This window comes from Streptomyces sp. NPDC087901, from assembly GCF_044742205.1.
In the GTDB taxonomy this organism is placed as follows: domain Bacteria; phylum Actinomycetota; class Actinomycetes; order Streptomycetales; family Streptomycetaceae; genus Streptomyces.
On sequence record NZ_JBIUUC010000007.1, the window covers coordinates 115,620 to 138,179 of the forward strand.

At 69.2% G+C, this 22,560-nt stretch carries 17 protein-coding genes and 1 pseudogene; 14 read left to right on the forward strand and 4 right to left on the reverse strand.

What is annotated here, in order from left to right:
* Positions 1-58 precede the first annotated feature (58 nt).
* Both ACIOEW_RS22595 and iolD read left to right on the forward strand, forming a co-directional pair.
* Positions 59-235, forward strand: a pseudogene (locus tag ACIOEW_RS22595) (5-deoxy-glucuronate isomerase); the annotation flags it as partial.
* Entirely contained in the window at positions 232-2,088 is a 1,857-nt protein-coding gene (gene iolD / locus ACIOEW_RS22600) for a 3D-(3,5/4)-trihydroxycyclohexane-1,2-dione acylhydrolase (decyclizing) (protein ID WP_401965365.1), read from the forward strand. The pseudogene ACIOEW_RS22595 and the gene iolD, both read left to right, overlap by 4 nt.
* A 34-nt stretch (positions 2,089-2,122) precedes the next feature.
* Here iolD and ACIOEW_RS22605 read toward each other — a convergent pair whose 3' ends face one another.
* Positions 2,123-2,809 carry an HAD family hydrolase gene (locus ACIOEW_RS22605; protein ID WP_362557475.1) on the reverse strand — a complete coding sequence of 229 codons (687 nt, stop codon included), beginning with the start codon at positions 2,807-2,809 and terminating at the stop codon, positions 2,123-2,125.
* A gap of 116 nt (positions 2,810-2,925) precedes the next feature.
* On the opposite strand from ACIOEW_RS22605, the gene ACIOEW_RS22610 reads away from it, so the two are divergent.
* Entirely contained in the window at positions 2,926-5,505 is a 2,580-nt protein-coding gene (locus ACIOEW_RS22610) for a bifunctional FO biosynthesis protein CofGH (RefSeq protein WP_401965368.1), read from the forward strand.
* A gap of 111 nt (positions 5,506-5,616) precedes the next feature.
* Here ACIOEW_RS22610 and ACIOEW_RS22615 read toward each other — a convergent pair whose 3' ends face one another.
* Positions 5,617-6,387 (reverse strand): hypothetical protein, encoded by a 771-nt coding sequence (locus ACIOEW_RS22615; RefSeq protein ID WP_401965370.1) that lies wholly within the window; start codon positions 6,385-6,387, stop codon positions 5,617-5,619.
* Positions 6,384-7,562 (reverse strand): type VII secretion protein EccE, encoded by a 1,179-nt coding sequence (gene eccE / locus ACIOEW_RS22620; protein ID WP_401965766.1) that lies wholly within the window; start codon positions 7,560-7,562, stop codon positions 6,384-6,386. The genes ACIOEW_RS22615 and eccE overlap by 4 nt, the downstream gene beginning before the upstream one ends.
* 316 nt (positions 7,563-7,878) lie before the next feature.
* Here eccE and eccB point away from each other — a divergent pair, with 316 nt between their 5' ends.
* From eccB to ACIOEW_RS22675, 11 genes are all read left to right on the forward strand, one after another.
* Positions 7,879-9,429 carry a type VII secretion protein EccB gene (gene eccB, locus ACIOEW_RS22625; protein WP_401965373.1) on the forward strand — a complete coding sequence of 517 codons (1,551 nt, stop codon included), beginning with the start codon at positions 7,879-7,881 and terminating at the stop codon, positions 9,427-9,429.
* A 179-nt stretch (positions 9,430-9,608) separates the two neighbouring features.
* Entirely contained in the window at positions 9,609-10,739 is a 1,131-nt protein-coding gene (gene mycP / locus ACIOEW_RS22630; RefSeq protein WP_401965768.1) for a type VII secretion-associated serine protease mycosin, read from the forward strand.
* Between the two features lie 145 nt (positions 10,740-10,884).
* Entirely contained in the window at positions 10,885-11,235 is a 351-nt protein-coding gene (locus tag ACIOEW_RS22635) for a WXG100 family type VII secretion target (protein ID WP_362557449.1), read from the forward strand.
* 37 nt (positions 11,236-11,272) lie between these two features.
* A complete protein-coding gene (locus tag ACIOEW_RS22640; RefSeq protein ID WP_362557448.1) occupies positions 11,273-11,554 on the forward strand; it encodes a WXG100 family type VII secretion target in 282 nt (93 codons plus the stop codon).
* 237 nt (positions 11,555-11,791) lie between these two features.
* Complete coding sequence (locus ACIOEW_RS22645) at positions 11,792-12,172, forward strand: hypothetical protein (protein WP_401965376.1); 381 nt, start codon at positions 11,792-11,794, stop codon at positions 12,170-12,172.
* 31 nt (positions 12,173-12,203) lie between these two features.
* Positions 12,204-13,718 carry a WXG100 family type VII secretion target gene (locus ACIOEW_RS22650; RefSeq protein ID WP_401965378.1) on the forward strand — a complete coding sequence of 505 codons (1,515 nt, stop codon included), beginning with the start codon at positions 12,204-12,206 and terminating at the stop codon, positions 13,716-13,718.
* A gap of 100 nt (positions 13,719-13,818) precedes the next feature.
* Positions 13,819-15,021, forward strand: coding sequence for a type VII secretion-associated serine protease mycosin (mycP, locus tag ACIOEW_RS22655; RefSeq protein WP_401965381.1), 1,203 nt, complete (start codon positions 13,819-13,821; stop codon positions 15,019-15,021).
* 434 nt (positions 15,022-15,455) lie between these two features.
* Positions 15,456-16,208, forward strand: coding sequence for a hypothetical protein (locus ACIOEW_RS22660; RefSeq protein WP_401965383.1), 753 nt, complete (start codon positions 15,456-15,458; stop codon positions 16,206-16,208).
* A gap of 25 nt (positions 16,209-16,233) precedes the next feature.
* Complete coding sequence (locus ACIOEW_RS22665; protein ID WP_362542216.1) at positions 16,234-16,536, forward strand: hypothetical protein; 303 nt, start codon at positions 16,234-16,236, stop codon at positions 16,534-16,536.
* Positions 16,537-16,566: 30 nt separating this feature from the next.
* Positions 16,567-17,307 carry a hypothetical protein gene (locus ACIOEW_RS22670; RefSeq protein WP_401965387.1) on the forward strand — a complete coding sequence of 247 codons (741 nt, stop codon included), beginning with the start codon at positions 16,567-16,569 and terminating at the stop codon, positions 17,305-17,307.
* 524 nt (positions 17,308-17,831) lie between these two features.
* Complete coding sequence (locus tag ACIOEW_RS22675; protein WP_401965390.1) at positions 17,832-18,431, forward strand: hypothetical protein; 600 nt, start codon at positions 17,832-17,834, stop codon at positions 18,429-18,431.
* An 80-nt stretch (positions 18,432-18,511) separates the two neighbouring features.
* Here the strand turns inward: ACIOEW_RS22675 and eccCa are convergent, their stop codons facing one another.
* On the reverse strand, positions 18,512-22,477 hold the full coding sequence (eccCa, locus tag ACIOEW_RS22680; RefSeq protein ID WP_362542224.1) for a type VII secretion protein EccCa: 3,966 nt from the start codon (positions 22,475-22,477) through the stop codon (positions 18,512-18,514).
* Between the last annotated feature and the right edge of the window lie 83 nt (positions 22,478-22,560).

A 22,560-nucleotide genomic window follows, 5' to 3' on the forward strand; every position in this document is an offset into this window, starting at 1 on the left:
CGCGCACGGCCCCTGGTCCGTGGACACCGGAATGCGGCACACGCGACTCCGGTGCCGGCACGGCCCGTCGGCCGCACTGCCCGGCTACCCGATGTACTACCTCAACGTCATGGCGGGCCCGCACGCCGAGCGCGCCTGGCGGATCACCGACGACCCGGCGCACGCCTGGGTCCGTGAAACCTGGGACGGTGCTCGGGCCGTCTCCGGAGCACCGTCCACGGAAGGGGCAGCATGATCCGGCTCACCGTCGCCCAGGCACTGGTGCGATTCCTGGTCGCCCAGCACACCGAACGGGACGGGGTGAGCCGACGCCTTTTCGCCGGCTGCTTCGGGATCTTCGGGCACGGCAACGTCGCCGGGCTGGGACAGGCGCTGTGGGAGAACCGCGACCTGACGTACTACCAGGCCCGCAACGAACAGGCGATGGTGCACACCGCGGCCGCGTACGCCCGGATGTCCGACCGCCTCTCGACGTTCGCCTGCACCGCCTCGGTCGGACCCGGGGCCACCAACATGGTCACCGCCGCCGCCGGGGCCACCATCAACCGGCTCCCCGTGCTGCTCCTGCCCGGGGACACCTTCGCCACCCGCGTCGCCGAACCGGTGCTCCAGCAGCTGGAGACGCCGTGGGCGGGGGATGTGACCGTCAACGACGTGTTCCGGCCCGTCTCCCGGTACTTCGACCGGATCGGCCGCCCCGAGCAGCTGATCGGTGCCGCGCTGGCGGCCGTGCGCACGCTCACCGATCCGGTGGACACCGGTGCGGTGACGCTCGCGCTGCCCCAGGACGTGCAGGCGGAGGCCCATGACTGGCCCGAGGAGTTCCTGGCACCCAGGGTGTGGCGCATCGACCGGCCGGCCCCGCAGGCCCAGGTGCTGGCCGATGCCGTCCGGATGATCCGGGCCGCCCGCCGCCCCCTCGTCGTGGCCGGGGGCGGTGTCGTCTACGCGGGCGCCACCGAGGCGCTGGACGCCTTCGCCCGCGCCACCGGAATCCCGGTCGCCGAGACCCAGGCCGGCAAGGGCGCGCTCCGGCACGGCCACCCGTCCGCGGCCGGCGCCGTCGGGCACACCGGCACGACGGCGGCCGACGCGCTGGCCCGGGAGGCCGACCTGGTGATCGGCATCGGTACCCGCTACAGCGACTTCACCACCGCCTCGCACACGCAGTTCGCCGACCCCGGGGTCCGGTTCCTCAACATCAACGTCGCCCGGCTGGACGCCGTCAAGCACGCAGGACTGGCGATGGTCGCCGACGCCCGTACCGCCCTGGAGGCGCTGACCGCCGAGCTGGCGGGCTGGCAGGTGCCCCCGGAGCACCGTGCGCGGACAGCCGCACTGGCGCGTGACTGGGACGCGGTGGTGGACGCCGCCCACCACCTGGGGCACACACCGAAGCCCGCACAGTCCGAGGTGGTCGGAGCGGTCAACGAGGCGGCGGGCGAGGACGGTGTGGTGGTCTGCGCGGCCGGATCGCTCCCGGGCGACCTGCACAGACTCTGGCGGGCGGCCGACCCGAAGCAGTACCACGTCGAATACGGGTACTCCTGCATGGGTTACGAGATCGCCGGCGGCCTCGGCGTGAAGCTCGCCGCCCCGGAGCGCGAGGTCTTCGTCATGGTGGGCGACGGCTCCTATCTGATGATGGCGCAGGAACTGCTCACGGCCGTCTCCGAAGGGATCAAGCTCACCGTGGTCCTGGTCCAGAACCACGGCTTCGCGTCGATCGGGGCGCTCTCCGAGACAGTGGGCGCACCGCGCTTCGGTACCTGGTACCGCTACCGCGACGCGGACAGCGGAGCGCTGGAGGGCGACCGGCTGCCCGTCGACCTGGCGGCCAACGCGGCGAGCCTGGGGGCGGACGTCCTGCGGGTCGCCACCGTCGCCGAACTCCGGGGCGCCCTCGCGGAGGCCAGGGCATCCGACCGGTGCACGGTGATCCACATCGAGACGGACCCGATGGTCCCCGCCCCGTCCTCAGGGGCCTGGTGGGACGTGCCGGTGGCGGAGATCTCCGACGCCCCGGAGACCAGGGCGGCCCGGGACGCGTACGTGAAGGCCAAGTCCGCCCAGCGGCCGTACCTCTGAGGACCCGGCGCGGCGGGCGCCAGGGGCCGTACGGCTACAGCGCCCGCAGCAGCCTCGGTCGCGGCGGCTCCGGCACGTCCGCCGCCTTGCTCAGGAGCGCCGGCAGCTCCGTCAGCGTGCTGATACGGAAGTCCGCCGTCTCCACCACATCCGGGTGATCCGCCCACCAGTACCCGCACGCGCCCCGCCGGATGTGCGCCGCCAGCAGCCCCGAGGACTTGGCCGGGAACAGATCGCCGGCCGGGTGGTCGCCCACGTACAGCGTCGACTGCGGGTCCGAGCCGGAGACCTCCAGGACACGGGCGAAGAACTCCGGGTCCGGTTTGGCGACGCCCCACTCGTCCGAGGTGACGACCACATCCGCGGGCAGGTCCAGCCTCCGCAGCAGTTCCCCGGCCCGCGCCGTCCCGTTGCCCGCGACGATCACCCGTACGCCCAGCGCCCGCAGTTCCGCCAGCGCCGGCCGGACGTCCGGGTAGAGGTCCGACTCGTCCAGGTGCTCGCCGCGTCCGGCGGCGGTGCGGGCCAGCGAGGCCTCGGTGACGTCCATGTCGGGGCGCAGCATGGTCAGCGCTTCGGCGCTGTCCCGCCCCTGGACGACCGCGGCCCCGACCAGCGCACTCAGTGTGTGTGGCGGGACGCCGAGCCAGTTGGCCCAGGACGCCCAGTACCGGTCGTCGCGGATGAGTGTCTCGCCGATGTCGAAGACGATCGTTTCCATCACCGGGCCGAGCCTACGGGTCGAGGACCGTTGTGCGGCCGAGGCGCCAGGGACGCGCGTGACCTGCGGGAGATCCGGGCTGTGACCGGTCAAGTACTCGCTCGTATGCTCGGTTCATGACCGATCCTCAGAGCGGACACCCCACCACCAACTCCATGCGACGTGCCCTCAAGCGTGCCAGAGACGGTGTCGCCCTCGATGTGGCCGAGGCCGCCGTCCTGCTCCAGGCACGCGGCGACGATCTGACGGATCTCGCCGCCTCCGCCGCCCGGGTACGGGACGCGGGACTTCAGGCGGCGGGCCGGCCCGGTGTGATCACGTACTCCCGCAAGGTCTTCATCCCGCTGACCCGTCTGTGCCGCGACAAGTGCCACTACTGCACCTTCGTCACCGTGCCCGGCAAGCTCCGGCGTGACGGCCACGGCATGTTCCTGTCTCCGGACGAGGTCCTCGACATCGCCCGCAAGGGCGCGGCGATGGGCTGCAAGGAAGCGCTTTTCACGCTCGGCGACCGGCCGGAGGACCGCTGGCCCGAGGCCCGGGAGTGGCTGGAGGCCGAGGGGTACGACGACACCCTCGCGTACGTACGGGCCATGGCGATCCGGGTCCTCGAGGAGACCGGCCTCCTGCCGCACCTCAACCCGGGTGTGATGACCTGGACCGATCTCCAGCGCCTCAAGCCGGTGGCGCCCTCCATGGGCATGATGCTGGAGACGACCGCGACCCGGCTGTGGTCCGAGCCCGGCGGTCCGCACCATGGTTCCCCGGACAAGGAACCGGCCGTGCGGCTGCGGGTCCTGGAGGACGCGGGCCGCTCCAACGTCCCCTTCACCACCGGAATCCTCATCGGCATCGGCGAGTCGTACGAGGAGCGCGCCGACTCCCTCTTCGAGCTGCGGAAGACCGCCCGCGCCTACCACGGTATCCAGGAAGTCATCATCCAGAACTTCCGGGCCAAGCCCGACACGGCGATGCGCGCCATGCCGGACGCGGAGCTGGAGGAGCTGGCCGCCGCCATCGCGGTCGCCCGCCACATCCTCGGCCCGTCCGCGCGCATCCAGGCCCCGCCGAACCTGGTCGACGCGGAGTACGCGCTGATCGTCGGCGCCGGGATCGACGACTGGGGCGGCGTCTCGCCGCTCACTCCGGACCATGTGAACCCCGAGCGCCCCTGGCCGCACATCGACGAGCTCGCCGCGAGGACGGCCGATTCCGGCTTCGTGCTCCGCGAACGCCTCACCATCTACCCGGAGTTCATCCAGCGCGGCGAGCCCTGGCTCGACCCCCGCCTCCTCCCGCACGTCCGTGCCCTCGCCGACCCGGAGACCGGGCTCGCGAAGGAGGGCGCGATCCCCGCCGGCCTGCCCTGGCAGGAGCCCGACGAGGGCTTCAACGCCTCGGGCCGCACCGATCTGCACCGCACCATCGACACCGAGGGCCGCACCGGCGACCGCCGCGACGACTTCGACGAGGTGTACGGGGACTGGGAGGCACTCCGCGAGGCGGCAGCGCCCGGCATGGTCCCGTCCCGCATCGACAGCGATGTGAAGGGCGCCCTGAGCCAGGCCGCCGCCGACCCGACGAAGCTCACCGACGACCAGGCACTCACCCTGCTGCACGCGGACGGGCCCGCCCTCGACGAGCTCTGCCGGATCGCGGACACACTGCGCCGTGACGTGGTCGGTGACGACGTCACGTACATCGTCACGCGGAACATCAACTTCACCAACGTCTGCTACACCGGCTGCCGCTTCTGCGCCTTCGCCCAGCGGCGCACCGACGCCGACGCGTACACCCTGTCCCTGGACCAGGTCGCCGACCGGGCCGCACAGGCATGGGACGTCGGCGCGGTCGAGGTCTGCATGCAGGGCGGCATCCACCCGGACCTGCCCGGTACGGCGTACTTCGACATCGCCCGCGCCGTGAAGGAACGCGTGCCCGGCATGCACGTCCACGCCTTCTCGCCGATGGAGGTCGTCAACGGGGCCACCCGCACCGGCATGTCCATCCGGGACTGGCTGACCGCCGCGAAGGAGGCCGGGCTCGACTCGATCCCCGGCACCGCGGCCGAGATCCTGGACGACGAGGTCCGCTGGGTCCTCACCAAGGGCAAGCTGCCGACGGCGACGTGGCTGGAGGTCATCAAGACCGCCCACGAGGTGGGCCTGCGCTCCTCCTCCACGATGATGTACGGCCACGTCGACCAGCCCCGCCACTGGCTGGGCCACCTGCGCACGCTTGCCAACCTCCAACAGGAGACGGGCGGCCTCACGGAGTTCGTGACGCTCCCCTTCATCCACACCAACGCGCCCGTCTACCTCGCCGGTATCGCCCGCCCCGGCCCGACGGACCGCGACAACCGGGCCGTCACCGCGATGGCCCGCCTCCTGCTCCACCCGCACATCACCAACATCCAGACCAGCTGGGTGAAGCTGGGTACGGACGGCGCGGCGGAGATGCTCCGCTCGGGCGCGAACGACCTGGGCGGCACGCTGATGGAGGAGACCATCTCCCGTATGGCGGGGTCGAGTTACGGCTCGTACAAGTCCGTGCAGGACCTGGTCGCGGTGGCCGAGGCCGCGGGCCGGCCGGCGAAGCCGCGCACGACGCTGTACGGAGAGGTCCCCGAGGAGCGGGTGAAGGCGGCCACCGCCTCGGACGGGCATCTGCCCGAGCTGCTGCCGGTGCTGCCTTGAGGAGGTAGGGGGGTGGGCGGTCCGGCGTGAGGTAGCCGGGCCGCCTTCGGCCCCTTGCCGTGCACCCCGTTGCGACGACGGGCCCCGACCCGCGGTGCGGGTCGGGGCCCGTCAGTCCAGGCGGCGCGGGCTCCCGAGGAGTCCGGTCTCGACGTCGGTCGGCACCATCTTGACGAGCTTCCGATGCGTGGTCGTGCACCACAGCATCATGTCGTCGCCGAGCGAGGGCAGTGCTTCCGCCTGCACCCGGGGCAGTCCCAGAATGCGTCCGAGGACCGCCGCCTCCTCGGGGGAGACCCGCTGGATCCCGACCATCCCCGCGTGTTCGAGCAGCCTCGGTGCCGTCGGGCCGAGGAACGGCAGCAACGTCAGCACGGACTGCCACGGTCCGGGCGCAAGGCGGCTGCGCGGCGGCCGCATGCCGCAGTCCCGCACGACGAGGACGGGACTGGCGACCGACGCGCCCTGCGGTCCCACCTGCTTGACGTCGTGCACCGTCATGCACTGCTGCCCCCCGCCGGCGGCCTGCGCGAGCCCCGTCCACGCCTGCGGCCTGGCCGTCTCGACGGCGACGCGCGCGCCGGTGCCCGCTGTGCGCAGCGCCAGTACCTGCGCCGTCCACAGACTGCCGATGACCACGACATCGAGCTGAGCGGGGCGGAAGAGGCCGAGCACCGCGGGCTGCCGCTTCGCGTCGACGCCCACCACGACCCCGTCGTCGCCGAGCGGCAGTGACAGTGCGGCGAGCTGTTCCACGGGCAACACGTGCCGGTCGCGGCGTGGGCCGATCAGCCCGAACCCGGCCCTGGCGCGTCCGGCAGCCGGTGGGGCGGAGACGGTCGGTCCGGGGGTGCCGGGGGGCGTCGTGCGAGGGGTGGTCAACGGGTACCTCCGAGGGGCAGGGTGGCCAGCACGCCGGGGAGCTGTTCGCGGTCGAGCCGTACGAGGCTGACCTTCACACCTCGTGCGGCCCGCTCCAACTGTCGTCGTACGCCGACCAGTTCCTCACTCCCGCGTGCGGTGAGGCGAACGTACCCGCTGACGGCCGGTGCGCCGCCGGTTCCGCGCGACACCGCCAGGCTGAAGGTGCTGGCCGGTGCCGGCATCGACGTCAGGAGCGCCACCAGTTGTGCCGTCGGCACGGCCTCCGCGCCCATGTGCGGCCAGCGGCCGACCCAGTACGTCGTGTGCCAGCGGTCGTCGCAGCGCCACGCGCGGGTGGACTCCGCGGTGCGCCGCAGCGGTACGTCGGCCCGCATCGCCTGCGTACTGGCCTGCGGATTCACCCCGGCCGACGTCGCGAGTGCGGACGTCACCTGCGCCTCGGTCAGGACCGAGGCGTCGAACCCCGCCCCCGCCAGCCGGCTCGCCAGCTGATCCGTGGCCCGCAGGAGGGCGCGCTGCGCTCCGCCGACCCCGCCGCCGCGTGCCTGCACTGCCTCCGGACACAGCTCGGGGTCGAGCTTCAGGGCTATCCATGTCAGCCGGACCGCGGGGGTGCCGACCTGGGCCTGGAGCGGCGCGTACGAACGCGCCGCCGCCGCCTGCTCGGGCACGTGCGGTCCGGGCGCGGGCTGCGTGTGCTGCACGACCTGGACCGACTCCAGCCGGATGTCGTCCACTTCCAGGGCGTCGTTCAGCAGCCCGAGCTCCAGCGGCCGCGCGTCCCGGGCACTCCGCAGCGGTTCGTTCCGTGGCTGCACGAGCAGCACGGCCGTCAGGAACGTCCCGTCACCCACCATCCCGATACCGCGCTCGCGCTGCCGGTCGGTGTAGGTGTACGTCCGCAGCGCCGGCTCGCACTCGACGATCGGCGCCAGAGAGGGATCCACCCCTTCCGCGGACCACGGGCGGCGTGCGGCCCGCAGCCGCCCGCGCAGGGCCGTGACCGCGTTGAGCCACTCCATCACCGGCCGCCCACGCCGCCGCAGAACCGCCAGCAGCACCAGAACGGCCGCGACCAGGCCGATCGGCACCATCAGGATCCTGTTCGTCACCCACGCGATCAGCATCAGCGCGCCGGCGACCTCCATCAGCACCACCTGGTGCAATCGCACCCCGCCGATCCGCCCCGGCTTCGGGTGCACGCTCATCACTGCAGTCGTCGTGCTGGTCATCCCCCGGTATGTCCCTCCGTGTCACTGCACTACGGCGTGTGCGAGCCGGCCCGCCCATCGGCACACGGGCCCGCGACCGCCCACTGTCCCACGCCCGGCGATGAGGGGGTCGAACGGGGGTTCGTGGTGCACCCTGTCGGGCACGGGTGCCGGCCGGCTTTCTCAAGCATGGACCCGCACGGCGGTGAACGAGCGTCGGCGGGCATAGTGGGTGGCGCTCGCGAGGCAGCTATAACCACGGGGAGATAAAGGGCAGATGGCATCACGGCGGGACGAACTCAATGCCTACACCTTCGCGAAGAAGCGGCTGACCGCCGCCTTTCTGCAACCGTCCGCCGTCGGTACGGACGAGGGGGCGCCGCGCCCGCTGCGTGCCGTGCTGCCGGGGGTGGTGGTGGGTGCCCTGATCGTCGCGGGTTTCGGGGCCTGGGGCATCTTCAAGCCCAAGGTTCCGGACGGCTGGGACGACCCCGGTGCCCACGTCATCGTCGGCAGTGAATCGACCACCCGTTACGTCGTCCTGGAGACCGACGGCGTCAAGCGCCTGCACCCCGTGCTGAACTTCTCCTCCGCGAAACTGCTCCTGGACCCGGACAGCTCCTCGGTGATCCAGGTGGACGAGTCCGAGCTCGACAACGGCAAGCTCCAGCGCGGCCCGATGCTCGGCATACCGTACGCACCCGACCGGTTGCCCAGCGGGGACGACGCGGGCCGGAACAAGCTCTGGGCGGTCTGCGAGCAGCCCGGCGCCGGCGCCGGCGGCAGCGTGCAGAAGGCCGTCTTCCTGCTCGCCGACCGGGAGGCCGACAAGGTGGGCGGCAAGCAGCAGCTCCGCGCCGGTCAGGCCCTCTACGTCGAGGCGGACGGCGGGACCGGCACGCGGTACCTGGTGGACGCGGACGGCACACAGCACGTCATCGGGACCACCGGCGGCAAGAAGCTCTCGGCACGGGACGAGGTGCTGCGCCGCTCACTGTTCAGTGAGGGGGCGAAGCCCCAGAAGGTCACCAAGGGCTGGCTGGGCACCCTGCACGCCGGCGCGCCCATCGACTTCCCGAAGCTCCCCGGCAAGGCCGGCGACCCGGCCGGCGTCCAGGGCCTGGACCCCGGCCTGAACAAGGTGGGCACCGTACTCAAAGCCCTGGCGGGCACCGGCATGCAGCAGTACGTCGTGCTGCCGGGGGCGGTCGCTCCGGTGTCCGACCTGGTCGCCAGGCTCCTGCTGACGAGCCCCGAGGCGGAGGTGCTGGGCCAGAAGGCGCAGGCCACCGAAGTCGGACCGCAGTCCTTCACCCCCTCGCCGGACGAGTTCTACGCGAAGTACGGCTGGCCGGAGCAGGTCCCGACCCAGGCCAACGACACCTCGGCCGGGACCGGAACCGTCTGCAACGTGCTGCACGGCGTCAACGCGGCGGGTGTGCCGAAGCTGACCACGTGGGCCGGGTCCACGTATCCGGTCGGCTTCCTGGACGGGGCCACCAGCGCGTACGTGACGCCCGGCAGCGGCGAGCTGTACCGGCAGTTCAACGGCTCCTCCCCCACCACCGGGTCGCTCTTCCTCGTGACGGACACCGGCTTGCGCTACGCCGTGCAGACGAACAACGACAGCAGCGCGGACCCCTCCAAGATCGGTGCCGACCCGACGCCCGGGACCGCGGAGGAGCAGGCCGCCGACGTCAACCAGGCCCAGATCAGGCTCGGTTACCAGGACGTGAAACCGGTGCCGGTGCCGGACAACTGGTCCGCGCTCCTGCCCAAGGGGCCGCGACTGGACACCAACAGCGCCAAGCAGCCGCAGAGTTCCTGACGGCGGAAGGGAGGAAGCGCGTGATGATCTCTCGCAAGAGGTTCCGTTCCCAGGCCGTCGTGCTGCTCCTGATGGGCTCGGTGGCGGTCGGACTGCCGACGTTCGCCCAGACGCCCGCGGTGGCACAGGGTTCCGTCCCGCAGACGGATTCCGAGGGCAGCGGTGAGTGCACGTTCCCGATGAAGAAGCAGATCAAGGGCCGTCCCTGGGCGCTCCAGCGACTGGTCTTCGACCGGCTCTGGCAGGACACCAAGGGGAAGGGGGTCCGGGTCGCGGTGATCGACACCGGTGTCGACGCCACGAACCCCCAGCTGAAGACTGCCGTCGACCGGGCGGCAGGGGCCGATCTGCTCCCGCCGTCGAAGGACGGGACCCAGGACCCGGCCGCGGATGCCTCGAAGGGCAAGGGAGGCGGTGGCAACGGCACCACCGATGTCATCGGCCACGGCACCAAGGTCGCCGGCATCATCGCGGCCCGCCCCCGGGCGGGCACGGGATTCGTCGGTCTGGCTCCCGAGGCGACGATCATCCCCATCCGGCAGAACGACGACAAGGGCACCGGCACCGCCGCGACGATGGCCGCGGCCATCCGCCACGCCATCGCGAAGCGCGCCACGGTCATCAACATCTCCCAGGACACGGTCAAGCCGCTGAAGGCCGACTCCGACCTGGCGCTCGCGGTGCGCGAAGCTCTGAACAAGGACATCGTCGTGGTGGCGTCGGCGGGCAACGACGGCCTCGCCGGCAAGGTCAAGCTGACGTATCCGGCGGCCTATCCGGGCGTCCTGGCGGTGGCCGCTTCGGACCGCAACGACGAGCGGGCGCCGTTCTCCCAGACCGGATCCTTCGTCGGGGTCGCGGCGCCGGGCGTCGACATGGTGTCCACCGTGCCGAAGGGCGGCCAGTGCGTCGACAACGGCACGAGCTTCTCGGCCCCGTACGTCGCCGGAGTCGCCGCCCTCATACGGGCCAAGCACCCGGGCTGGAAGCAGTCCCAGGTGGTCGCCCAGATCGAGCAGACCGCCGAACGCGCGGTCAAGGGGCGGGACGACTTCATCGGGTGGGGAGTCGTCGACCCCGTGCGTGCTCTCAACGACGACGAGCACCCGATGAACGCCCCCACGCCGGACCGTGCGGTTTCGAATGGGCCCGCCGGACCGGAACCGATCGCGCTCCAGATGGGTGAGACAAGGCAGGAGAGGTTCGAACGAATCTCGATCTACGTGCTGGCAGCCACGGGGATCCTCGTCGCAGTGATCGTCGGGACCGCGATCGTGCTGCGGGATCGTCACCGTTCAGTAATTAAGTGAACATCCAACAACTTAACTTGAGCTAATCGTTGTTGGATTGAGTGGCAGCCGCAGTTAAAGTGATTATCGAAAACTTTGGTCCGATGCAGACGTGGTGCCCGACAGTCCGGGTCCACGACATCCGATTCATGGGGGAAGGTGCGTTATGGGAGACAAGCTCAGGCTTTCAGCTGATCAGATCGACAAGCTGATCGGCGAACTCGGCAACATGCACGACACGCTCGAAAGCCGGATCAGCCACCTCAACGGCATCATCGACGCCGTCGAAGGCCACTGGAAGGGCGTCGCGGCCAACGCGTACAACGGCCTCCAGACGCAGGTCAACCTCGATGTCCGCAACCTGAAGGAGCTTCTCGCCTTCACGAAGGAAGCGGTTCAGATGAGCCGTGACGGCTTCGACGCGGAAGAAGTCGAGCGACTCAACAGCTTCAAGGGTGTCGACGGCGGCGACTTGGGCAGCAACGGCGTCCTGGACCGGTTCCAGGTCTCTTCGTAACCCACTTCCATCCCGCCTCGCACCAGGAGAACTTTCCATGGAGATTACGTACTCCGGGGTCGTCGAAGCCTCTAACCAGGTCAAGTCGACTGCCAACACCATCAAGACCCAGCTCGACGAGCTGAACACCAAGGTCAAGGCCGTCGTGGCCACGTGGGACGGTGAGACGCAGCAGGCGTTCTACGACCGCCACAGTGGCTGGGACGTCAAGGTGAACCACATGCACGAGACGCTGCTGACGATCTCGACGAAGCTCCTGGAAGCCACCGAGGGCTACCGGGCGAACGACCTGGCCCAGGCCCGGCGTTTCCAGGGCTGACTCAGGCCCAGATGAACCTAGACGGATCCGGCACGCTGTGGGTGTGGGACGCGGTCACCGCGTCCCACACCCACGCCTGCGGTTCCGCTGCACTTTAGGGGAGGTGCTTTCATGGGATCCCAACTTCCGGACGATGGACCGCGCGCACCTGTGTACGGGCCGTTCCTTCCGGGCAAGGGGCCGGGCGCGCCTGATCTGGCGACGCCCTCCGAGTCTCTGCAGAAGTTCAAAGTCCGTGTGGACAAGCTTCTGACGACGCTCGACGGTTCGCCGGCCGCGCACAGCCGCATCACGGAACAGAAGGTCACCACCGCCGCGTACGGCACCGGCTTTCCGGAGGCGATGGGACTCTCCAGCGCCTACGACATGGTGCACGCGCGCCTGGCTGTGCTCTCCAAGACCCTTGGTGATCAGCTGGAGGCGATGGGCATCACCGTCGACCTGGCGGACCGCGGCTACGAGAACGTTGATCAGGAATACTCCGACCGTCTGAACGCTATCCAGCAGCGCACCGAGATCTACTACAAGAAGCCGGGAACCGACAAGGATCCTGGAGTTCCTGTGGAGGACAAGGGCAAGACCGGTGAGGGTTCGTCGAGCGGAAACGACGGCTTCTAACACGTGAAGTGAACGGGGGACAGGGACAGACATGGGCGAGAAGCTGCCACCACTCAACGCCTGCTACAACACCACGGACTTCGAGAACGCGTCGTACGAGGACATGGTCGCCATGGTCCGTGGTGTCGACGCCACGGAGATCATGAGCCGCGGCACCGCTCTGGTCGACGCGCAGACCGAGATCGAGAAGATCGGCACCGAGCTCAAGGAACACGTCGGCCGCACCACCTGGAAGGGTGCGGGCGGTGACGCCTTCCGCGAGTGGGGCGACGACTTCGCCAAGGAGACCCTGAAGCTGGCCGACTACGCCGGCACCGCGGGCACTTCACTGCAGACAGCGGGCCAGGCGCTCAGCGAGGTCGCCAAGGTGGTGCAGGGGCATCCCGACGCGACGTCGATGTGTTACGCGGACGAGAAGAAGGAAAAGGCCCGGATCGCAGCCGTGGAGACGGCGCGGAACGAAGCCATTCCGCAGATGAACAAGCTCGCCTCGTACTACATGATGGCGGAGCAGTCGATCTCCTCGCAGGAGGAGCCGAACTTCAAGCCGCTGCCCAAGGAAGTCCTGCCGGACATGCCGGTCGACGGCGGGAAGACGGGGTACGGCACTCCGGGGAGCCCTTCCTCCGGCACCACGTACTCGGTGAATGGTCCCCAGAGCAGCACTGGCGCGTCGACGGGTGACCACCACTACTCGGTCTCGAGTCCGGGCGACGTGGCGTCGTCCTCGAACGGTGCTGCCGTCGTGCACACGCCGCAGCACGTGTCCGCGGTTCCCTCGGCGCCGGACACCACGGGGACGAACATCGACACCGTGACGATGCCGCAGGCCCCGCCGACTGCGGTGACCCCGCCCACGGGTGGCTTGCCCCCTCAGACCCCGGGGGGCGGCGGGCTTCAGACACCTCTTCCGCCCGTGGTGATGCCTTCGCGACCCGGCCCGATCAATTCCGGGGACTACACCGTGCGCACTCCGACCACCGGGCCGGGTGGCCGGGGCGGCGTCGACGCCGTACGGACTCCCACGACCATCCCCGGCAGGGGTGGCGTGGAAGGCGTCCGGCCTCCTCTGTCCACCACCCGGACCGACACGGGCATCCACGGTGGTACACCGGCGCAGGGCCGGACCGGGACCGGCCCGGTCCGGGGCACGTCGCGTGGAACGGTGATCGGTACGGAGCGGCCGTCGGCCGGCCGCGGAATGATGCCGGGCCACGCCGGTGGCGCTCCCGGGATGACCGGGCGGCCCGGGGGCCCCGGTGGCGGTTCGCAGCGCCTGGTCACGGAGCCCGGTGGCGCCGTGCGGGCACCGCGCGGAACGCAGCAGGGGGCGGGACGCGAGTTCACCCAGGGTGGCACCGGACTCGTCCGTGAGTCGTCGAGATCGGGCGGAGCGATGGGCCCGATGGGCGGCGCGATGGGCGGTGCGGGCCAGGGCACCCGACGTTCGCAGCGACGTGACGGCGGGAACTCGGGACACCTCGCCGAGGACGAAGAGAACTGGACCACGGGAGACGACGGTGTCGTTCCCCCCGTGATCGACTAGATCCGGTGTCGCGGAGCAGCGACGCCAGGCGGCGGACAGAGGACGACGAGTGGGTGGCATGAGTTCAATGGTCAGGCGTCGAGGCAGGCGAGCGCCGGCGGTGGTGGCAGCGCTGGGCTCCCTGCTCCTCCTCGGCGGCGCCGTCGCCCCGGCCGCGTCCGCGGACACCATGCGCGACCGCGAGTGGTATCTGGACCGGATGCAGGCCGCTGAGATGTGGAAGACCAGCACCGGCAAGGGGATCACTGTCGCCCTCCTCGATACCGGAGTGATCCCCTCTGTTCCTGAGCTCGCGGGGAAAGTGCTCCCGGGGAAGAACTTTGTCGAGCCCAAGCGGGGAGCGCACAAGGACAAGGACGGGCATGGCACCGCCATGGCGATGCTCATCGCGGGGAACGGGGCGAACGATCAGGGCGTGAAGGGTCTCGCGCCGGACGCGCGCATTCTCCCGTTGACCGTCTTCGGATCCTCCAAGGAAGCGGGCACCAACCACCTCTCGGCTCTGCTCGCGGCCATCCGGTACGCCGCTGACAGTGAAGCCAAGATCATCAACATGTCGTTGGCCTTCCAGGCCTTCACGCTGGACGACGACGAGCGGACCCAGATCCAACAGGCAGTGGATTACGCCCTGAAGCGCGGAAAGCTGCTTCTGGCGGGGAGCGGCAACACCGGCGACTCGGGAAACTACGTCGGGTACCCGGCGGCTTCTGCCGGGGTGGCCGGCATCGGGGCCGTCGACAAGACCTCCTCGGTCGCGAAGTTCTCGGTGTCAGGACCTCAGGTGGCGCTCGCAGCCCCGGGTAAGGACATCCCGATCCTGTGTGGCGGCGGCATGGCGGGCTACTGCAGCAGCTGGGGCACCAGCCAGGCCACGGCCATCGCCTCCGCTTCGGCCGCCCTCATCTGGTCCAAGCACCCGTCCTGGACCGGCAACCAGGTCCTCCGCGTCATGATGAACACGGCGGCCAAGCCGACCGAGGGCAAGGTCCCCAGCCGCTACATCGGCTACGGCACGATCCGTCCCCGCCTGGCCGTACTCGGCGACCCCGGAGACCCGGGCCCGGCCGACGTGAACCCACTGGTGGCCGCCCGGTCGCCCAAGTCCCCGTCGCCGTCCGCCCCGAGCGGAGCCGGCAGTCCCACGGCCGACGCGAAGCAGTCGGCAGCGCCCGCCGCCTCGGCGAAGGCCGATGACGGCGAGGGCGGCGGCGCGACCGTCTGGATCATCGTTGGAGCCGGTGTCGTCGTCGTGGTCGGAGCAGTGCTCCTGCTGCGCCGCCGAACTTCCGGTGTCCGGCGCTGAAGCCGTGTCATCGCTCAGCCATCCCCACCGAAAATCGGCGGTATGCGGGCGGGACAGGTGCAGGAATCGTGAAGGGCGAACCCGCATGCCATGCCATTCGCCGAGGAAATTGCGGCCGACTTCACCATTCCTTCATCTCCCCCACTCGAAGCCACAATTGCTGATGATATTTCAAAGAGGCCCACACGTAGGGAAGTCGGCCCCGGAATCGACTGTGATCACACGTGTTGCCGGGGAAGTGGGGCGGGGTCGCCGCAGAGCGCTCCGCACTCAACTCGGTTTCCTCGTGGCGGCAATGGAATGCAGCACCTGTACCGGAAATTGTTAATATGATCAAGTCGTCGTGTTAGTGTGTGAATACCCTGTCAACTCTGCGCATGATGGCGGCAGATGGGTGCAACCGTGCAAGCAGGGAACAATCGGAAGGGGGAAGCGTGGACGGTGACATATTTCAGGAACTGAAGCAGTTCCAAGAATATGCGAATAAAATGCAGCAACTGATGTCCGAGATGCGCGACCAGATGCCCGAGTTCGCCGAGGGCGAGGATGCGCAGGGCGCTGTCAGGGTCCGGCTGATAGCCGGCGGTATCCCGGAGTCGATCAAGGTCGCATCCGACTGGCAGCGCAGGCAGCCTCCCGAGAATCTTGGTGCGGCGGTCGTCGAGGCGTACGGCTCCGCCCTGAGCGAGTGGATGGAGCGCTGGTCGGGTGGCCTCGAACAGGCGGACTGGGAGAACCGGGCCCATCAGCTTGACGGCACTCTGGGGCAGCCTGCGTCGGCAGGCGCGGCCTCGACGCCTCCGGAGGCATTCGAGCGGGACGTGAGGTACGTCGTTCCGCGGCCACTGCAGGAAGTGGCCGAAGACGTGCTGACGGCTTTCGACGTGGTCGAGCGACAGGATCCGGAGGCGGCTGCGCAGCCCGAGGCGAAGGGCGAATCCGCCGCGCACCGGGTCGTGATCACCCTCGGGTCGCAAGGTCTCTCCTCGTGCGAGATCGACCCGGACTGGGCGGCCCAGCAGTCGGTTGTGCGACTGAATCAAGCGCTTGATGATGCACTGGCCGAGGTGCGCGCCAAGTCCGCCAGCGCTGAAGGCAGCGGCCCGGACGCCGTCGCGGATCTGGACCTGGGCGGCCTGTTGGATGAGGCCATGGCGATCATGAAGAACCCGCGGCACTTCATCTAGGGACCTCCTGAAGGGGTTGAGAGCGTTGGGGAAAGATCTCAAAGTCATTACCGATGCGATACGCGTCGATGTGGGCATGTGGGACGAGCAGGCCAAGGCGATAGGTGAGGTAGCTGCCTCCATCAGGGGGATGCATCAGAATCTGACGGAGCTTGGAATCTTCATCCCGATCTTCTCCACCTACAACGGTGTCATCGCGCATCTGTCGAGTCGATGCGCCGAAGGAAACGTGGAAATGTCGAAGATCGCCGACGAGCTGGTCAGGAACGCGAAGGCGTACGACGACCAGGAAGTGGATACCACGAAATCAGTCGAAGGCGCCTACTAGACAGAGATTCGGAAAGAAAGGGAGCTTCTTATGGGATTCAATCCCGAGCAATTCCAGGCGCTTATAGATAAGTTGAACTCCGGCCTGACGAGCATGTCGACGCATACGACTGCGATGGGTCCGAAGGTGGAGTCGGCGGTGAATCACTGGTACGTTCCGGACGCCGTCGCGCGGGGATGTATCTGGATCGTGAACAAGATCATCGAAGGCGTCAACTGGATCATCAACAAGCTTGTGGACATCCTGCAGGGGGCGTTCGCTCCCATCATCATGTTCTACAACGCCATGCAGTGGCAGGGTGAAGAGATTCGGGGGAAGGCTTCCGGCGTCTCGTCCTCCACGCAGAAGTTCAACCTCGCGGCTCCCAAGTACTGGGAGGGTGAAGGGTCGACCGCGTACACGAATGCCATCTTCCCCCAATCCGGTGCTTCCGCCCAGGTCGCCTCCAGCGCGAGCACGGTGGCGGGCTGCCTCACCGCCTGTGGAGTGGCAGGGTTCGCGTTCTACACCGCAGTGGGAGTCTTCGTCGCCCAGCTGATCCCCGTCCTGGCCGCCTCGGCTGCCGCGGCTGCTTCTGTGGTTGCTCTGCCCGTCGCCGGAGCCGCTGCCGCGGCGGAAGCGACTCTCGGACCCGCCGTCATCGGAGGCGCTGTACTCGCCCTGCTGTCCGTGATCGGCGCGGAGGGCACGACCATGGCTCAGCTCTCGGGCGAGAAGTCCGACAAGAGCGCTTTCCCCAACGGGGGTCACTGGCCGGTCGGAACGGTCTGACGTCCTCACTCGGCCGTCGCCTTCATCGAGTCCGAGATGAGGATGGGCGCGATGTTTTTCCTATTGCCCAGCGACCGCGGAGATTTTCAAGGTCCGGACGAAGAAGCGCTACCGGCCTCCCTCGTCCCTTTCGTCTCCTCGTCACGCCGGGCGTCATCCTGGCTCAGTGCAACGGCACCCGGCGTCGCGATCGTGGCGCCGGGTTTTTGCGCATTTCTGAACGGGCGCGTGGATTCTCGCAGGGACAGTCGGGCGGACTCCGTAAACGCGAGGTGGACGCCTGTCCGGACCGCTGCGGTCGTGGTCCATCTCCCCTCTCGAAGCGACGCTCCATGTCGTCCACGATGACGGATGTGCGGACCGGACCCTCGATGGACCGAGAATTCCGTGAGGTCCCGCGGCAGTTCACGTGTTGACATTGTGCTGCCGTCCCGGTCGGTTCATAGCAGGATGCCCTACTACGCTTCACCGGCGAGGAACGTGCGTCGTGCACTCGCCGCCCGAGACTCAACGAAGGACACATCATGACCACACCCTCCGACACCACCGAAGGGCTTTTTCTCCCCGCCGAGCGGGCGCGCCGCGGCGGTTTCTACCTCGGGTTGGTCCTCGCGGGGATGCTCTGCCTGGTGCTCGCCGAAGTACTCATCTTCTTTGTGACCGGCGTGCTGATCATGGGTGAAGACATGGGGTTCGTGGGTGAGCCGGGTGTCGGATATGTGGGGCTGCCTGTGCTGTTCGGAGTAGTGACCCTGCTGCCGCTGATCCCCCTGGTGTCGCGGACTCCGGCCCTGCGCATCGATCCGGCGGGCATGAGCAAGGTGTGGCGAGGGCGCACGGAGACCGTGTTGTGGGCCGATATCGACAAGGTTCAGTTCAACAGCAGGCAGAGCATGGTGCTGCTGTTGCTGAAGGACGGGGCTCTTCCGGGGAAGCCGACGGCCGTTCGCGGGCCGAGGATGGTCATTCTCTACTCGCTCGGGAACTCCCTCTGGCGCCGGCGGAGGCCGGATCACCCTGCCTTGATCATTGACGCGGTCGAGCGTTTCGCCCCGGGAAAGTACACCGCCCTGCGCTGGAACCTGGGCGCGGGCGGCGCGAAGGGCGCGGGGGCCTCGGCGTAGGGGTGGGGCGCCTCGGCGCATGAAGGAGGGGGTCAGCCCGAAACCGGGCTGACCCCCTCCTTCGTACCGCCGTGTACCGCTCAGCCCAGGTCCGGCGGCAGCCAGCCCGTCTGGACCAGGGCGGGTACCCCGCGGCGCGAGACGAACAGGCCGCGGCCCGGAGGCAGCGGGCGGGCCTTCACGTCGCCGAGGAGCTCGCCCTCACCCGGGTGGCCGGACAGGACGACGCCCTGGGCTCCCAGCTCCTTGAAGCGCTGCATGAAGGGCTCGTACGAGGAGCGGCCGGCCCCCGCGCTGCTGCGCGCGATGATGAAGTTGACCCCGGCGTCGCGTGCGTAGGGCAGGTTGTCGACCAGCTGCGCCATGGGGTTGCCGGACGACGTCGCGACCAGGTCGTAGTCGTCGACGATGATGAACGCCCGCGGCCCCCTCCACCAGCTGCGCGTGCGCAGCTGCTGCGGTGTCACATCGGGGCCGGGGATGCGGCTGGTGATGAGGGTGTTCATGTCCTGGAGGTACTTGTCGAACGCGTTCTGAGTCGTCGAGTATCCGACCAGGTACGGCTCGGGCACGCACTCCAGCAGGCTGCGCCGGTAGTCGCCGACACAGATCAACGCCTCCTGTGGGGTGTACCGCTCGGTGATCTGCTTGATGAGCAGCCGCAGCACCGCACTCTTCCCGGACTCCGACTCACCGAAGACCGCGAACAGCGGATCGGTGTCGAAGTCGACGAAGACCGGGGCCAGGTTCATCTCGTCGATGCCGAACGCGACACCGCCGCGCGCCTGCTCGGGGCCGCTCGGCAGCTCCCTCGCGGACAGCATCCTGGGCAGCATGCGGACCTGCGGGGCGTGCGGGCCGGGCCAGTTGTCGGTCGTGGCCCGGACGAAGGCCGCGGTGGCCTCGGACAGGTCGTCGCCGGAGCCCGCGGCGTCATCGATGCGCGGCAGGCCGCCCATGAAGTGCAGCTTCTCCGCGGTCAGGCCGCGGCCCGGTGTGCCGACGGGGACGTTCACCGCGATCTTGCGGTCCAGTTCGGAGTCGGTCGGGTCGCCGAGGCGCAGTTCCAGCCGGTTGAGCAACTGGTCCTTGAGCGCTGCCCGCATCTCCATGTACCTGGCGACGGTGGCGATCAGGTGGACGCCGAGCCCCAGGCCCCGGGCGGCGATGTCGGCGACGACGGGCTCCAGGAACTCGTAGTCCGTCTTGAAGGACTGCCAGCCGTCGATGACCAGGAAGACGTCGCCCCACGGCTCGCCCGGCAGCCGGCCGGCGGCGCGGAGCCGTCGGTAGGTGGCGATCGAGTCGATGTTGTTGTCCCGGAAGAACTCCTCGCGCCGGTTGAGGATCCCCGAAACCTCGGCGACCGTGCGGCGGATCTTCTCCGGGTCGAGCCGGGAGGCCACCCCGCCGACGTGGGGCAGGCCCTCGACGGCGATCATGCCGCCGCCGCCGAAGTCCATCCCGTAGAACTGCACCTCGTGCGGCGTGTGCGTGAGGGCGAAGGAGCCGATGAGCGCACGCAGGAGGGTGGACTTGCCGGAGCGGGGACCGCCGACGATCAGCATGTGGCCCGCGGCACCCGAGAAGTCCCGTACCAGCGAGTCGCGACGCTGCTCGAAGGGCTTGTCCACCAGGCCGAAGGGAACGACCAGCGAGCCGTTCTGGGCGTACTGCGGGGAGTGGAGTCCGCGCTCGGGCGTGACCGCCAGCGGCGGCAGCAGCTGATCGAGGGACGGGGCTTCGGTGAGTGGCGGCAGCCACACCTGGTGAGCCAGGGGTCCCTGACCCTCCAGGCGGCGTGCGATGACATCGAGAACGGTGTCCGCCAGTGCGTCGGGGGTGCCTTGCCCCGGGCTGTAGGAGACGTGCGGATCGGGCTCGGGGTAGTGGACCGCCACCGGGTCCGCGGTGAAGAGCACGGGGCGCCGGTCGATGGGCAGTTCGCCGCTGCCCACGACGGGGGTGACACCCGGACGGTAGGTGCCCGACACGTAGGCGGCCTTGAAGCGGGTCATCCCCTCGGTGCCGAACTTGAGGAACCCGGAACCGGGTACCGAAGGCAGGTGGTAGGCGTCGGGCACGCCGAGAGCGGTGCGGGATTCGGCGGCGGAGAAGGTACGCAGACCGATCCGGTAGGACAGATAGGTGTCCAGACCGCGCAGGCGGCCCTCCTCCAGGCGCTGCGAGGCCAGCAGCAGGTGCACGCCCAGGGACCGCCCGATGCGGCCGATCTGGATGAACATGTCGATGAAGTCGGGCTTGGCGGTGAGCAGTTCGCTGAACTCGTCGATCACCAGGACGAGCGAGGCGAGGGGTTCGAGCGGGGCCCCGGCGGCGCGCGCCTTCTCGTAGTCGGTGAGGTTCGCGTAGTTGCCCGATGACCGGAGGAGCTCCTGGCGGCGCTGCAGCTCACCCGTGATGGAGTCCCGCATACGGTCGACCAGGGTGAGGTCGTCCGCCAGGTTGGTGATGACCGCGGCGACGTGCGGAAGCTCGGACATCCCCGCGAACGTCGCGCCGCCCTTGAAGTCGGCGAGGACGAAGTTGAGCGTTTCGGAGGAGTGGGTGACCGCCAGGCCGAGCACCAGGGTGCGCAGCAGTTCGGACTTGCCGGAACCGGTCGCTCCCACACACAGTCCGTGCGGGCCCATGCCCTCCTGCGCGGCCTCCTTGAGGTCGAGCATGACGGGCGAGCCGTCCTCACCGATACCGATCGGCACGCGCAGCCGCTCGGCCGTCGAACGCGGCCGCCAGACGGTGTTGGTGTCGACCGCGGCCGGATCGCCGATCCCCAGCAGATCCGTGAAGTCCAGGTTGGCGAGCAGGGGCTCGTCGTCCTCCGACCCGCTGCCCATCCGCAGCGGGGCGAGCTGACGGCCCAGCGCTTCCGCGGTCTCGACCGGCAGGAAGTCGGGCACGCCGTGATAGGTGGCCGTGGCGGACTCCAGCCGGAGCCGGCCCGGCCGTACGGCGATGTGCAGCTGGCCGCGGGGCTCGTCCAGCTCCTCCGGAACGATCTCCACGACGGTCACCCCCTGCAGTCCCTCCGAGGAGGCGAGCAGCGACTCCGCCGGCACGAGTGCGCCGTCCAGCACGACGACCACGTGCGGCTGGTCGAGGAGCGGTGCTCCCTCGCGGTTGAACCTCGACCGGCCCGTGAGGGTGTTCTTGAGCAGCTCCTCGACCTCTGTCAGGTTGTCGCCGAACAGCCGCTTGGTGCCGGCGCCGTCGGACGACCCTGGGACCTGGGCGTGCGGCAGCCACTTCGTCCAGTCCCACTCGCCGGTCACATCCGGGGACGCCGCCACCGCGACCATGAGGTCGTCGGGTGAGTGCAGCGCGACCAGGCCGGCCACCATCGCCCGCGCCGAAGCGCGCACCGGACCCGGCTCACCCGAGAACACGACGTGGTAGAAGGCGCGGAGCGATACCGCCATGGGAAGCCGGTCGAGCGAACCATGAGCGGCCAGGAACTGGTGCATCGCTCCGGCCGACAGCGGCTCCAGCTCGTCCAGCGGCGCGGTGCTCGGAGCCACCAGCGGCGTCCACAACTGCTGCGGTCCGAGACCGACGCGGACCTGCGCGAAGTCGTTGTCGCCGATCCGCCGCTCCCAGAGCCGCTCGCCCTCGGCGACCAGCGACCACAACTGGTCAGGGTCCGGGTGCAGGTAGAACTGCGCGTCCCTCTGGGCCCGCGCTGTCTTGCGCACCTTCCGCCGGGTCTGGGCGAGATACTTCAGGTAGTCCCGGCGGCCTTCCGAGGCTTCGCCCTGGGTTCCCTTGCGGTGCCGCATCACCTGCGCTATCGCCATGGCTACCGTCGACATCAGCATCATGACGCCCATGATCTTCATGAACGGCTGTGAGCCGGGCATGAAGAAGAACACCACGGAAGAGCCCATGCCGAGCATCGGCAGCAGCTGCATGGCCATGCCCTCCTGCTGCCCGCGTGGCAGTTCAGGAGGCGACTCGAGTCTTACTTCCGCCGCGGATGTCTCGGGCGGCATGGCCCGGGGCGGGCGTTTGACGACGATCTGGGTCACCGGCGAATCAATCCCTCAGTGCGGCCCGGAGAGTTGTGGGCCGGCACCCCCGTGGCAGCGACCTACCTCCGCGTGCCGATAAT

Bases quoted from the DNA above. Each gene is read 5' to 3' on its own strand.
- mycP (WP_401965768.1), top strand. From the start codon at position 9,609: ATGAAGAAGCAGATCAAGGGCCGTCCCTGGGCGCTCCAGCGACTGGTC.
- iolD (WP_401965365.1), top strand. From the start codon at position 232: ATGATCCGGCTCACCGTCGCCCAGGCACTGGTGCGATTCCTGGTCGCC.
- ACIOEW_RS22640 (WP_362557448.1), top strand. From the start codon at position 11,273: ATGGAGATTACGTACTCCGGGGTCGTCGAAGCCTCTAACCAGGTCAAG.
- ACIOEW_RS22605 (WP_362557475.1), bottom strand. From the start codon at position 2,809: ATGGAAACGATCGTCTTCGACATCGGCGAGACACTCATCCGCGACGAC.
- ACIOEW_RS22670 (WP_401965387.1), top strand. From the start codon at position 16,567: ATGGGATTCAATCCCGAGCAATTCCAGGCGCTTATAGATAAGTTGAAC.
- ACIOEW_RS22675 (WP_401965390.1), top strand. From the start codon at position 17,832: ATGACCACACCCTCCGACACCACCGAAGGGCTTTTTCTCCCCGCCGAG.
- eccB (WP_401965373.1), top strand. From the start codon at position 7,879: ATGGCATCACGGCGGGACGAACTCAATGCCTACACCTTCGCGAAGAAG.
- ACIOEW_RS22635 (WP_362557449.1), top strand. From the start codon at position 10,885: ATGGGAGACAAGCTCAGGCTTTCAGCTGATCAGATCGACAAGCTGATC.
- ACIOEW_RS22650 (WP_401965378.1), top strand. From the start codon at position 12,204: ATGGGCGAGAAGCTGCCACCACTCAACGCCTGCTACAACACCACGGAC.
- ACIOEW_RS22610 (WP_401965368.1), top strand. From the start codon at position 2,926: ATGACCGATCCTCAGAGCGGACACCCCACCACCAACTCCATGCGACGT.